Below are 12,966 nucleotides of genomic sequence, written 5' to 3' on the forward strand. Positions count from 1 at the left end.
GTGTCTGATGTATTATTTCCTGAATTACCAGGTCTTGAATGGGAGTTGTCAAAAACTCCCATTTTTAATACCAAAATTATGACATCGGTGAATGGTCGGGAACTTCGCGCAAGTTACCAAGCCATTCCTAAGTATGAAATCTCAATGTCATTTGCATTTTTACGTGAAAAGAATGGTAGGAATGAATTACAGCAACTTGAAAGTTTCTTTTTAGAGCGCCGTGGTGCTTTCGATTCGTTTCTTTTCAAAATGCCTGATGATTATGAGTTTAATTGCACTTTTCAAGGTGATGGCACGACAACAAGCTATCAACTTTATAAGCAAATGCATAAATCCGTAATACCTTTGGCTCACACTAAGGCTGAGACAATTATTGATGTGGATCCAACATTTTGGAATGAAAATGACAATCAGCAATTTTGGAGTGATAACGACGACGATCTGTTTTGGGATGATACAACTGCAATTATTTCAAAAGATGGAAAGATCACGTTATCCAAACCAATAGATGAAGGCTTTAAGTTTGAAGTCGATGGAACATATTACTACCGCTGTCGATTTGCTGATGATGAACAACAGTTTACGAATTTCATGCATAAACTTTGGAATGCAAAAAGAGTTGATCTCGTTGGATCTCTAGGAAATAAAGTATGAGAGCAGCTTCTGCAAAATTAATTGAATTACTTGATGCTGATCAGTTTGTAATGGCAGATCTCTACACCATCACAACTGTTCAAGGTGATGAATTCCGATATACGAATTATGACTTTGATTTGACTGTTGCAGGTCAAACATATAGTTCGAGTGGTCCCATCATCAGTCGTGAAGGGATCAGCCTCTCATTGGGTATTGAGGTTGATAATTTATCGATCAGTATTAAGTGTATTGATGACAATGAATGGAACGGCATCAATGTTGTTCAAGCGTTTCATAATGGCCAGCTGGATGGTGCTCGATTTAAGTTGGAACGCATATTTATGGATATCAATACACCAACGGACACCAGTGCCGGCACCATTAAGTTGTTCGAAGGTCGAATCATTGAGCCTGACTTAGATCGTAATTCGATTCAAGCCAGTGTTGCGTCAGATCTGGATGAATTGAATGTGCAAATGCCACGAAATCTGTATCAGCCAAGCTGTACCAACACGCTATTTGATACGGCATGCGGTCTATTGCGTCAAAACTTTGTGGTGCAAACAACAATTGAATCAGGCAGTACTGCAGCACGAATTTTATGTCAGGTGAATCAGCCGCAGGGTTGGTTTACTCAGGGTGTGATTGAATTTTTAGACGGTGGAAATTCAGGTCTAAAACGGACCATTCGCATGCATGAATCAGGTGCTTTGTTATTGACTTTGCCATTGTTGGAAGCACCGCAAATAGGGCAGCGTATCAAAGTCTATCCTGGATGTGATAAGCGACTGGAAACTTGTCAAAACCGTTTTAATAACTCCAGCCGTTTCCGTGGTGCGCCATTTATACCGGTACCAGAAACAGCCGTTTAACTAAATTTGTATTAATCCATACCCGGCCATTGAGCTGGGTTTTTTAATAGGGTGAGAAAATGCCTTTACCGACAGCAGCTGAATTAACAGATCCAAATGCTACCAATACGCAGATGAAGCAACGACTTGGGCAGTTAGCAGAGAATGTGGAGTCTAAAGAGGATGCGCAGGCAAGAACAGAAAAGTTAAAGACTGACTTAGCTACCTCAGGAAAAAACCTTTTTGATAAATCTTCAATAATTATGGGTAAATATATTAATGCTAGTGGAACTATTGCTGCTACAGAAGGTTGGTCAATTTCTCAATACATTGAAATAGAAGCTGGTAAACAATATACAATTTCAGCAGTAGCAAGACGTGTAGGTTTGGCATTCTATGACTCAAATAAAACGTATATAGCATCAAGCTACAATGCGTTAGCTGGAACAGTGATCGTAACTGCACCATCTAATGCTAAATATTTAGTTATTAATGTGGATTCTACAACTGTTGTTTCAAGCAATGTTCAGGTTGAAAAAGGTAGTACTGCTACCTCTTATGAAGAATATAAGTTATTGGTTAAGCCGGAAGCATTGCCCGAAAGTTTGAATCCAGAAACCATAGTTAGTAAAAATGAATTAGCTGAACTTGTTGAGCCTCTTACAGCTAAAGATTATGAAATTATTGTTACTTCAAAAAACTTATGTGATGAAAGCAAGAAGCAGTTAAATATTATTGTCGGCAATAATGGTGCTATTCAAAATGCAGCAGGATGGTCGTGTTCTGATTTTATTCCTGTCACTCCGGGTGAATTTTACACAGTATCTTTTGCAGCAAAGCGTCAAAACTTAGCATTTTATGCTGAGAAAGGTACGGTTGGTATGACCGCTATTGAATTTAATACTTCAAGTTCAAACCCTTTAACTGTACAGGCACCTGTAGGTGCAAATTATCTGGTAGTAAATTTAGATAGCTCTACGATCACAGCAAAAAATGTGCAGGTAGAAAAAGGACAAACCGCAACGAATTATGAGTCTGGTGGCAGCAAAATCCAGATCGATGCTTCATATATTAGTACAGTGCAATACTTGTCTGAAAATAGCTTAAAAATAAATGGAAATGATATAAGCATCATAGGAACAGTTGATGGTGTGCCTATTAAAATTGATGCATGGCTAACAAAAGTGAACGCAGATGGAGATCCATCTGTATTTAACTTTGCTAGAGATACAGTAAATAGTGTGATTCAACGTACTTTATCAGATGATGTTGCGCCAATGCGTATGGATGGTGCGACAATCGGAGCTAATCACGGCTATCAAAAATCAAACTTAACACTGGCAAGTCATGGCAAAACTTTAGCTGATATTGGTTCAGTTTGGACAAGTGGTGGTAAGCAGTATGTGATTGTCGGCATCATCTCAAATGATGTTCTAAGCATTACATCACGTGCTGATAATTCTGCATTTATTCTTGCTGAATTAACTCATGTAAGCGGTGCAAGCAATACGGCAAGCTTTACACCAACAGCAACAAACGGTACGCAATGGTACCCGGCAATCCGTGATCGAAAGCTCACTTGCTTTGTTGATAATGTGAAAATTGATTTAACTAAAGATGCGACACATAGCTTTAAAAACACAGTTAAGTTTTTAGAGTCATACAGCATCATGAAAAAGTCGGACATTGTCGAATGGCTGATCGTAAACAAAGGTCAAAACCACGTTAACTATAACGCTGTACCATGTTACACAGTGAACTTTGGATACACATTTGACCACGAATGTGGCTGTACAATTTACTTTGGCGGTGTAGGTCGTAAAACAGTTGATTTAGTTGACCAAATGATAACTCAGTCAATTCAGTTAGCTCAGGGTAACGGTACAGTTTATAACTACATCCCGAAAGCTGTAGAATTCGCGGAAGGTGGCTATACATATAATTTTTCGCAACTTGAAAATCTATATAGTAAAAATCCATCCACTGCGCTCTATTTGACTGCAGCACGTCAAGAAGCAGGGGTTAAACCGATTGACCGCATCATCATGCTAAATGATCAGGTTGGATATGCGACAGGCTATTTACCAGTACTCGATGCTGCGGCTGATGTTCGTGTGGCAAATGCTTCAAACAAATATTTAGAGATCCGCAACAGCTCTTTAAAACTTTATCCGCGTTTAATTGATTCAAACTCAATTAACAAGATTAATGAAGGTGATGCTTTCGCTGCTATTGCATATCGAAAATACTTTAAACGTAGTACTGCACGCACTTGCAAATATGTTGTTCGCTCAGAGCTGGGGGATTATCTGTATCTTGATTGGCATGCAGCGAAAACAGACGAAATTGAGCTGTCTTCGGACCTTGTTGGTCGTGAATTTGACATAGTTGAGAAATCTAGCAATGTTACATTGCTTTCAAAATTTGCAAGTAATTCAATTTTAGTGAAGATTGATGCAACTAAAAACTACGGTTATTTAGTACTTAAATTTAAGTAGTCTTACTATGAAGAATTTAGAAGCAGTTAATGAAGCCATGACTTGGCTCGGCACACCATATCATCATCAGGGTCGTGTTAAAGGTGTTGGAGTGGATTGTGGAACTTTGATTTGTGAAGTCTATGAAAAAGTGGGCTTGATGGATCACCTAGATCCACGTCCATATCCACCAGACTGGCACATGCACCAGCTCGGCCAACGATATTTAGAGCACGTTTTATCGGTGTGCTATGAAGTCGATGAGCCACAGCCAGGTGACATTGTTTTATACCATTTTGGCAAGTGCATCAGTCATGGTGCAATTGTCGTCGAATGGCCAACGATTATTCACTCCTATATACATCAAGGAGTAATACTCCAAGATGGCACAAAAGGAAGTCTAGCTCGCAGAATTGCGGGCTTTTTTCGTATGAAGAGGCTAAAAGAATAATGGGCGGAATACTTGGAAGTACGACGATCAGTACGTCTGATAAGCGCATCAATTCGATGCGCATTCAGCAATCTGCATACGGTCTGACTCAGCCGTTGGTCTATGGCAAAAATCGTGTTGCAGCCAATATGTTTTGGTACGGGGATTTTAAATCCACTGCTCATACTACGACGACTAAATCTGGTGGTAAAGGTGGAAAAACCAAGACCAAAAACACAACATATACATATTCAGCATCTTTGATGTTGGGTCTGTGTGAAAACAAAATCAAAGACATTGGCATCATCTGGCGTGATAAAGAGCAGATTGTCACAAAGACTGAAGGCGGTGTGCAACTCAAGCCAATAGATCAGATTGGTTTTGAACTCTTTGATGGTGATCACAATCTTGTTTGGGGATATTTAGCATCCAAGCATCCCGATGAAGCGGTGCATTATCCATTCCTTGGATATGTGGCATGTGCCAATTATGATCTGGGCGGTAGTGCAGCATTATCGAATCACAATTTTGAAGTGATCAGCGACATTACATTTTCAGAAACGATTCATGATGCGAATCCCGCTGACGTGATAGAAGACTTCATCACCAATCCACGGTACGGTGCAGCACCAAGTTTGAATATGGCAGATTTATCTGAATTTCGGACGTATTGTGCAGCCACCAATTTGTTGATCAGTCCTGCTTTGACTGAACAGCGTGAAGCATTTGAAATCATCAATGAAATTGTGGAAGCGGTGAATTGTGCTGTGGTACCAAGTCCAGACGGTTTAAAAATCCGTTCTTATGGTGACAGTGCAGTGACGGGTAATGGCGTAACATTTACGCCAAATCTTGAACCGGTATATCACTTAACAGATGACGATTTTTTAGGTGAAGATCAGCCAGTACGTGTGCGTCGAAGCCGTGATACTGATGCATATAATCATTGCCAAATTGAGTACGTGAATCGCTTCAACCAGTACAACACGGAAACCGTTGAAGCAAAGGACCAAGCAAATATTGAAATGTTTGGGCTCCGTACACAAGATCCAGTTAAGTTTGACTTTTTCTGTGAGCCAAAAATTGCTCGTCATGCGGTGCAATTGCTATTACAGCGAAAACTCTATGTTCGAAATGAATATGAGTTTGAATTGGGCTGGAAGTACTGCCGACTTGAGCCGATGGATATTGTGACGATTACGGATGAATCCTTAGGTTTGAATCAGTTTCCAGTACGAATCACACGAGTTGAAGAAGATGAAGAAGGAGTGCTTTCGATTACAGCTGAAGAGTTAGCCGTCGGATCTCGCTCAGCAGTTGAGTATGACCTGCAATCATCGAATGGGTATCAAGGTGGCAATGAGGAACCAGGCAACGTCAATGCACCGGCAATTTTTGAGCCTCCTTTAGAATTAACCGGTGGTAAAAATCAGATCTGGGTAGCTGCATCAGGTGGTATTAATTGGGGTGGTTGTAACGTCTGGGCGAGTATAGATAACACGACTTATGAAATGATCGGGACCATTTATGGTTCAGCGCGTTACGGTACATTAGTTTCAGCCATTGATGCAGATGACACATCGATGCAGGTCCAGTTGAATACTTCTAGCCAAATCTTTGGTGGTACGCTTGAAGATGCTGAAGTTGATGCAACACTGTGTAAAGTCGGTGATGAATATATCAACTATATTGATGCAACCTTGGATGGATCAGGGCGTTATACATTAAGTGGTATGCTTCGTGGGCGTTTTGATGATGCAAGCTCACATAATGCAGGTGAGTCATTTGTTCGTATTGATCGGGCCATATTTGAGTATGACTTCAACTCAAATATGGTGGGAAAACAGATTTATTTGAAGTTCACAAGCTTCAATGGTCTTGAGCAAAAAGAAGAAACTTTGGATGAAGTGACGGCATACAGTTACACCATCAATGGTGGTCGTCCTGCAGGTGTCAAAGGTTTATCGCTGCAATCTGCATTTGAAGGCACAAGCTTTAAAGTTCAATGGCAAAGTGCAGCTGGGGCAACAGGTTATATTGTTCAGATTTGGTCGAATGGTGTATTGCTTCGAACTGTTGATACAACGAATACCGACTATTCATACAGCATGGATGAAGCAAAAATCGATGGTATTCAACGTGCTTATACAGTACGTGTCGCAAGTAAAAACGGTTCGATTGTCAGCACTTTTGCAGAGCTGAATATCAGTAATCCAGTGCCACCACAATTGTTGAACGTGTACACATCGGCAACTGCAGATTCGATCACAGTGACTTGGATTCCAAGTGAAGTACCGGATCTGAAAGATTACCAGGTGTGGATCAGTACCAATGCGAACTTTGATCCTGATACAACGGCAGCACGTTGGACGGGTACCGAAAATGCTTGCACGATTACTGGCTTGCAATCAACGACAACATATTATGTTCGTGTTGCTGCACGGGACGTATGGAAGCCGACCTCGTGGAACTATTCAACACGAATCACACAGGCAACTGCTGATAGTTAAAGTTTTCAACCATAAAGCACCTTCGGGTGCTTTTTTATTACCAAAATTTAGGGGGCGAGATGTCTGAAAAGGCGCAATTAGCCGTAGATGCGGCGGTTGCCGCGTCCACAGCTACAAAATTTACATATGGGTGTCTAGGAATAGGCACCCTTTTTTCATGGGTGGCAACTATCAACTGGATTCCTTGGCTGAGTCTGCTATTGGCATTTCTCACATTTCTAGTGAATTGGCATTACAAACGACTTGAAAACAAACGTGCTGAAGAAAAGCACAGAGGTAAAAATGAAATTAATTGATAATTGGAAACAGGCTTGGAAACTCAAGTCAGTACAAGTGGGCGCATTTGGCGCCTTTTTTTATGCCTTGATTTTATTCTGTGATCAGTTTGTGCAGGTGTGGAATGTTATTCCACCAGAGCTAAAAACCTACATTCCAGAACAATGGAAAGAATTTGTCGGGTGTTTTGTGGGTGTAGCAATGGTGCTTGCGCGCTTAAAAGCTCAACCTGAACTGCATGGCGTAAATCAGTTTGTAACTGTAACAGCAGGGCATTCAAATTCTGATCCTGGTGCGGTAAATGGCAATCTTAAAGAAGCCGATTTTGTTGTAACCATTCGAAATGCTTTAGCTTATTACCTAAAGCAGGCGGGCTTACAGGTTAAAACTGATGGTATCGGCACTCAGAATGATCCATTGTCTTCAGCACTCAAATTGATCAAAGGCTCTAAAATTGCTCTAGAGATTCACATGAATGCAGCAGCAAACAAATCTGCTGTGGGTATTGAAACCATCTCATTACCTAAAGATAGAAAGTTGGCTCAAGAGATCTCTAAAGCCGTCCAGAAAATCACTGGTTCACGACTTCGTGGAGATAATGGTTGGATTGAGCAATCTAAATCAGCTCGAGGTAAATTAGCCTTTGTTCAAAATGGAGGTTTAATTCTTGAAGTTGGCTTTATCTCTAATGATGCCGAAGCCAAACTTATTCAAGATCGAGCATGGTTGATTGCAAGGGAAATCTCAAAAGTAATTATCGCTAATCAGTAAGGATATAGCCCTCTAAATGAGGGCTAATTTATTTAAATATAATAAAATTTTTAAAGTACAGTTTTCTGCCTGATTCACTATCTATTAATTTATATACATATAAATCATAATTATTCCTATGCTTTAAATCATATACATTTTGTTTGTAATCACCATCGAGCATTAATTTTCTGAAATATAAATTACGTTTTAAATCGAATGCACTTAGAATTTTTTTCATTTGCGACCTCTATCTCTATATACCTTGTGTAGATGACTTTCCAGAACCCAAATATCACCATCGATGACAACTTTATTGCCATCGTAAAGAGATAAATTCTGACCATAAAAATCTGTAATGTTATTTAGTTTCCCTTGATAATTATAGTTTGCCCAAGCACATCTACGATCACTGTGGTTTGACTCTTTGTGAAAAACGAGGATTACTTGAGGGTATTTAATCATCATGAGTTTAATTCTCGGCACTAATATAATCTGGTATTTCAACAAAGTAAGCTTGATTAGTAGCAATGCTTACCCATTGCAACGTCCCGATTTTATTAATGAGTTTAATATTATTGTTATCGTATAAGCTGATTAATACACTATTATCATCAAAAAAACCAACATATTGAATAGCTGGATTTCTGTGAAAGTTTTCATACATTTTATGGACTTTAACTTTAACAATATTCATTATTTATCCTAATCACCTAAAAGGAGTTAAACCTTTTAAATGATTTAAGAATTCTGAGTTATAAGTTATTTTTTAACTTCGACCTCATTATGCTCTTTCGGAGCATCTTTAGTTTGTCTATTCTCAGCATTTAATTGCTGTTCCTTATTTTTTTCTTGCTGAGTTTTTTGCGTATTATCGCCTGCAGGATTTGATTTTTGCTGGTTCTGTTGCTGGGTTTTAGAGTCACTTGACTTTGTGAAATTTGACATAATGATTGTCCTTGAATTGTCAATAGTATTATCGACAAACTCAGCATGTGCCTTATATTTATTAATAGATACCCTGAATATGTATCAAGATTTATAGTTTTAGAAATATTTATTATGAGTGCCTGATATTAATCGATTATTAATATAATATTTAAATTAATATATTTGTAATTTATAAAAACTCTTACTCATGCATTGTCATAAATTTTTACATTAGTAATTTAGCAGTAATCTCCTCATCAAACTCTATTACCCCAGTCTAGTACGATTCAATCTATAGATTGAAATTTTTTAATAATTTGCAAGTTATGCTATCCGCTGAATTCTCAAAAAAGAGAAATAGCAAAATTGGGTAGGAAACCTTATAGGTAAAGTATAAAATTTCTTTAGTAACTTACTAACAATTAATTCTGATGAAAATGATCACAGAATTATTTTCTAAGACGTAAATATCTTCAGTCTACAAAAAATGAAGAGTCTACAAAAAAATAAATTTGTAGACTGATTTGTAGACTGATGAAGTGCAATTACACCTAAGTGGTAACAAATGTATGCAACTATTAAATGATATTAACTTATTGAAAATACTGGTAATTGCAATATGATACAAGCGTTGCCAATTAAAACAAAATTAGGTGGATTCTATTTTTTCTACTATGCGATTGTTGGTACCTTCATGCCGTATTGGAGTCTATATCTGCAAGATCAGGGATTTAGCTTTTTAGAGATTGGGGGGCTTAGTGCAATTGCAATCATGACACGTTTTTTTGCGCCGTTTATTTGGGGTTGGGTGGCGGATAAAACGGGTAAAAGAATGCTATTAGTGCGAATCGCAACATGGATGGAAGCGAGTATATGGTTCCTCATTTTTATTATACCTAATAATTTTCAATCAATTGCCTTGTTAATGTTGATCTTCAGCTTTTTTCAAAATGCGATACTTGCTCAATTTGAAGGCGTTACATTATTTTGGTTAGGCGAAAAACGAAATGAACTTTATGGCAAAGTGAGAAAATGGGGATCGATTGGGTTTATTGTTGGTGTTTTCTTTATTGGTCTAATTCTTGAAATCATCGATATTCAGTATCTCCCGATTTTATTACTGAGTATTTCATTTCTAGCGTTTTTATGGTCATTTACAGTAAAAGAACCGAAGGGCGCACCAAAAGCCCAAAAAACACTTGAATCCATTATTCCAGTTTTAAAACAACCAGTTGTGAAAGCAATTTTCTTAATTGAGTTCATTATGTTGTATATATCATTGATCTTAGTCCACCCTTTACATTTATCGGTAGTCCACTAATTTCACTTCAAAACTTGCCACTAAAAAATATTACTGCTCAAAACAGCATACTAAAAAATCATCAATAGATTTATCTAAAGCTGATAACCAATCATGCAATTCTAATATATCAATTCTTCTGTCTAGGTTTTCAACTTTAGCTATGTATGATTGTGGCTTTTTTAAGGATGTAGCAAGTTCTACCTGAGTAATATTTTTCAACTCACGTATTTTAATTAATTCTTTGATCAAGTTTTTGTATCGAGGGTCATGTATTGAGCTCATAGCCCAAGATGTTGTACTATTAATGAAATTATCCCAAAATAGGATAATTTCATGTTCAATTGTCTATTCGGTATATCTATATGTCTACAAATCATCAGCTTAAAAACTGTTTGTTTGATTTTTTATCAAATAGAACATTCTCAGGCTATGAGTTTAAAGACTTAAGAACGCTTTTCATCAGTCAGTATCCTGAATTTAGTGCTAAAAAATATTATGCGAAGATTTATCAGACAATTAGAGAGCTAGCTTCAATAAATCTAATATCAATCGATAGCCGAACATGTACTTATAAGTACTCTTCAAATTATGAACGTATAGATATATTGGATTTAATTACCATGAATGCATTCAATTGCGATATTAAAACTGATCTTGCAGTTGAAAGTGATAGAGTCATCAGTGAAATTAAGAAGATTAATAATGAAATTTCTATTTATCAAAGTTATCTTCAACGATTTCCGACACTTTCTGAAATAATTCGAAATTTAGTTAAAATAAAAGAAAAAGAAATTGGTTTACTAAAATGTGAGCTGACTGCAATAAAGAATATGATAGAAGCCTGTTAGGCTTCTATCATAAGACTCTTATTTAGCTAACGGTTATAGTTTTAATAACTTCAAATATTTTTTTAAAATTTGAAAACTGGATGTCAGAAAATCTTGCATCTTTGTTTAAAATATATTCTGCAAAATTATTTTTACTTAAAGCAATTGAACTTTTCCAGTCAAGATCATCAGACTTAAAAACCCCACTATCAATAATCACTTGTTTATCTGTTTTGCTTTTCTCTTGAGTCTGAAATTTCCCACACCTACTGTTACCGCTTTTATGAAATTCTAGACCATCAAATAATCGTCTTCCATGTTGATCTTCTCTTTTTAAATCAGAAGCAAGATAGTAATATTCAATCGATATCTGATCTAATTCTTCACTTATCTTAGGAATACATAATGCATATACATTGTTTCCTAGATCAGTATAAAGATTTCCACCATACTCCTTCAAAATTGGAGGCTCATCTCTATCAAATATGCCGATTATTTTTCTAGATTGAGGAACTTTTTTTAAGTTTTCTAACATAGTTTTCAATGCAGATGAGCCCATTTTAAGCTCATCATCAAATTCAAGAAATTCTATATCAAGCTTAGTGTACTCATCACTTAACTGTTTATAAGCAGCTACCAAATGTTTCCAATCTGTTTTTCCCTCTGTAATGATCAGAGGCTTATTGGAACGTGAAATTTCATCTCTGAGAATGTTTAGTTCTTCTTTATGTGCATTCGTAATATCTTGGAATAGGCTATAAGCCTTTGTAAACTCCTCAAAATCATCGGCCCTTTCAATAAGCATACCATCAGGCATATTAACCATAAGGTAGTCATCTTTTTGAAAATTATGTGAAATTCCAGCAAGTAAGAATGGTGAGTGAGTCGTGATAATGAATTGAACTTTTGGAAATAGCTGAATTAACTGTGGTAATACTTTATATTGAAGCTCAATATGTAAATGAAGGTCAACTTCATCAATTATAATAATTCCTTCTATATCATTTAAATTTATGCTTTTTGATATTTGCTCTCTATCTGAATATTTAATTATTGTTGCAAAAATACCCAATAGAGTACTTTGACCCGCAGATAAATTATCGAGTGTAGGAATAAATAGTTTTCCTGTATTTTTTTCTACCAACTTAATACGCGAGTGTGAATGTCCTCTAAAATTTAAATTTATAGCGATATCTTTTTGAACAATTTTAGAAAGAATATTTTCAATATTTTCAATAGATTGTTTGAGCAACTTTAATGTTGCCAAATCTGTTGATGTTATTACTTTGTCATCTACAAAAATTAAATCTGCTCTAGAATCTAAAAATACTTCTAAAATCCATTGCTTAACATCATTAATTGATCTACGAACTAAAATCTCTCGATCTAGTACTCCATTAAATCTTTGAACATCCAGAAACTGCTCACTTTCGCTAATACTATCCTTATTTAACCAATAAGGTAATTCATACCTATCAGAAGGAAAATAACAATAAGAATTTGAAGAAAAGTCATCTTGAAACTCTTTATTCTTCTCTGTATTTGTCGTTTGTTTAAAATTACCTTGTTTATTTAATTCATTAATATTTAATAAGTGATTAGTTTTTTGCTTAAGTTCTTCAATTGAAATTTGCCCATTTTTTTCGATATATTCATACTTACTCTGTTTATTACTTATAAAATCAATATAAGAAAAAGCATAGTTTGAGCCAACTCTTATATTTGTTGCACCTGAAATACGAAAATATTTGTGCCCCATACCATCTTTTGGCAATACATCACTAAATGCCTTATTGGACAACTCATATAGTGAATCAACTATACTTGATAGTAAGGTTGTCTTCCCTGTACCATTTTTACCGACAAGAATCAGAGTTTTAGGATTTTTATCAGCCTTGATTAATTGACTTGATGTAAGTTGGAGTTTTTCAATTGCTCCCATGTTTTCTATAAAAATATTATTTATATACATTTTC

12 protein-coding genes and 1 pseudogene are annotated in these 12,966 nt (G+C 36.4%); 9 read left to right on the plus strand and 4 right to left on the minus strand.

The window, feature by feature from the left end; genetic code table 11:
• From AC1M9H_RS02145 to AC1M9H_RS02175, 7 genes are read left to right on the plus strand one after another with little or no spacing between them, the layout of a single operon-like run.
• Positions 1-654 (plus strand): DUF2460 domain-containing protein, encoded by a 654-nt coding sequence (locus AC1M9H_RS02145; RefSeq protein ID WP_481612643.1) that lies wholly within the window; start codon positions 1-3, stop codon positions 652-654.
• Positions 651-1,508: a DUF2163 domain-containing protein gene (locus AC1M9H_RS02150; protein WP_481612644.1), complete on the plus strand. Its 858-nt coding sequence runs from the start codon at positions 651-653 to the stop codon at positions 1,506-1,508. Before AC1M9H_RS02145 ends, AC1M9H_RS02150 begins: the two co-directional genes overlap by 4 nt.
• 59 nt (positions 1,509-1,567) lie before the next feature.
• Positions 1,568-3,985 carry a hypothetical protein gene (locus AC1M9H_RS02155; RefSeq protein ID WP_481612645.1) on the plus strand — a complete coding sequence of 806 codons (2,418 nt, stop codon included), beginning with the start codon at positions 1,568-1,570 and terminating at the stop codon, positions 3,983-3,985.
• A 7-nt stretch (positions 3,986-3,992) separates the two neighbouring features.
• Positions 3,993-4,415 carry an NlpC/P60 family protein gene (locus tag AC1M9H_RS02160; RefSeq protein WP_035265423.1) on the plus strand — a complete coding sequence of 141 codons (423 nt, stop codon included), beginning with the start codon at positions 3,993-3,995 and terminating at the stop codon, positions 4,413-4,415.
• Complete coding sequence (locus AC1M9H_RS02165; protein WP_481612646.1) at positions 4,415-6,904, plus strand: phage tail protein; 2,490 nt, start codon at positions 4,415-4,417, stop codon at positions 6,902-6,904. Before AC1M9H_RS02160 ends, AC1M9H_RS02165 begins: the two co-directional genes overlap by 1 nt.
• A gap of 59 nt (positions 6,905-6,963) precedes the next feature.
• Positions 6,964-7,200: a holin gene (locus tag AC1M9H_RS02170; protein WP_481595292.1), complete on the plus strand. Its 237-nt coding sequence runs from the start codon at positions 6,964-6,966 to the stop codon at positions 7,198-7,200.
• Entirely contained in the window at positions 7,187-7,951 is a 765-nt protein-coding gene (locus AC1M9H_RS02175) for an N-acetylmuramoyl-L-alanine amidase (RefSeq protein WP_481612647.1), read from the plus strand. Before AC1M9H_RS02170 ends, AC1M9H_RS02175 begins: the two co-directional genes overlap by 14 nt.
• A gap of 451 nt (positions 7,952-8,402) precedes the next feature.
• On the opposite strand, the gene AC1M9H_RS02180 is transcribed toward AC1M9H_RS02175, so the two are convergent.
• Together AC1M9H_RS02180 and AC1M9H_RS02185 are read right to left on the minus strand one after the other, a co-directional pair.
• Complete coding sequence (locus tag AC1M9H_RS02180) at positions 8,403-8,627, minus strand: hypothetical protein (RefSeq protein ID WP_481612648.1); 225 nt, start codon at positions 8,625-8,627, stop codon at positions 8,403-8,405.
• 65 nt (positions 8,628-8,692) lie between these two features.
• Positions 8,693-8,878 (minus strand): hypothetical protein, encoded by a 186-nt coding sequence (locus AC1M9H_RS02185; protein ID WP_481612649.1) that lies wholly within the window; start codon positions 8,876-8,878, stop codon positions 8,693-8,695.
• 601 nt (positions 8,879-9,479) lie between these two features.
• On the opposite strand from AC1M9H_RS02185, the pseudogene AC1M9H_RS02190 reads away from it, so the two are divergent.
• Positions 9,480-10,133 (plus strand): annotated as a pseudogene (locus tag AC1M9H_RS02190) (MFS transporter); the annotation flags it as partial.
• A gap of 78 nt (positions 10,134-10,211) precedes the next feature.
• Here the strand turns inward: AC1M9H_RS02190 and AC1M9H_RS02195 are convergent.
• The gene (locus AC1M9H_RS02195; protein ID WP_166171832.1) at positions 10,212-10,445 is read right to left on the minus strand and encodes a helix-turn-helix domain-containing protein; all 234 of its coding nucleotides are present in this window, start codon (positions 10,443-10,445) and stop codon (positions 10,212-10,214) included.
• Between the two features lie 80 nt (positions 10,446-10,525).
• Here AC1M9H_RS02195 and AC1M9H_RS02200 point away from each other — a divergent pair, with 80 nt between their 5' ends.
• A complete protein-coding gene (locus tag AC1M9H_RS02200; RefSeq protein ID WP_481612650.1) occupies positions 10,526-11,011 on the plus strand; it encodes a hypothetical protein in 486 nt (161 codons plus the stop codon).
• A gap of 22 nt (positions 11,012-11,033) precedes the next feature.
• Here the strand turns inward: AC1M9H_RS02200 and AC1M9H_RS02205 are convergent, their stop codons facing one another.
• Positions 11,034-12,962, minus strand: a complete 1,929-nt coding sequence (locus AC1M9H_RS02205) for an AAA family ATPase (RefSeq protein WP_481612651.1) — start codon at positions 12,960-12,962, stop codon at positions 11,034-11,036.
• Positions 12,963-12,966 lie beyond the last annotated feature (4 nt).

It is taken from the genome of Acinetobacter sp. ANC_7512 (assembly GCF_056779935.1).

Coding starts and splice junctions, on each gene's coding strand:
- AC1M9H_RS02200 (WP_481612650.1), top strand. CDS start 10,526: ATGTCTACAAATCATCAGCTTAAAAACTGTTTGTTTGATTTTTTATCA.
- AC1M9H_RS02165 (WP_481612646.1), top strand. CDS start 4,415: ATGGGCGGAATACTTGGAAGTACGACGATCAGTACGTCTGATAAGCGC.
- AC1M9H_RS02195 (WP_166171832.1), bottom strand. CDS start 10,445: ATGAGCTCAATACATGACCCTCGATACAAAAACTTGATCAAAGAATTA.
- AC1M9H_RS02155 (WP_481612645.1), top strand. CDS start 1,568: ATGCCTTTACCGACAGCAGCTGAATTAACAGATCCAAATGCTACCAAT.
- AC1M9H_RS02205 (WP_481612651.1), bottom strand. CDS start 12,962: ATGTATATAAATAATATTTTTATAGAAAACATGGGAGCAATTGAAAAA.
- AC1M9H_RS02180 (WP_481612648.1), bottom strand. CDS start 8,627: ATGAATATTGTTAAAGTTAAAGTCCATAAAATGTATGAAAACTTTCAC.
- AC1M9H_RS02185 (WP_481612649.1), bottom strand. CDS start 8,878: ATGTCAAATTTCACAAAGTCAAGTGACTCTAAAACCCAGCAACAGAAC.
- AC1M9H_RS02170 (WP_481595292.1), top strand. CDS start 6,964: ATGTCTGAAAAGGCGCAATTAGCCGTAGATGCGGCGGTTGCCGCGTCC.
- AC1M9H_RS02175 (WP_481612647.1), top strand. CDS start 7,187: ATGAAATTAATTGATAATTGGAAACAGGCTTGGAAACTCAAGTCAGTA.
- AC1M9H_RS02150 (WP_481612644.1), top strand. CDS start 651: ATGAGAGCAGCTTCTGCAAAATTAATTGAATTACTTGATGCTGATCAG.
- AC1M9H_RS02160 (WP_035265423.1), top strand. CDS start 3,993: ATGAAGAATTTAGAAGCAGTTAATGAAGCCATGACTTGGCTCGGCACA.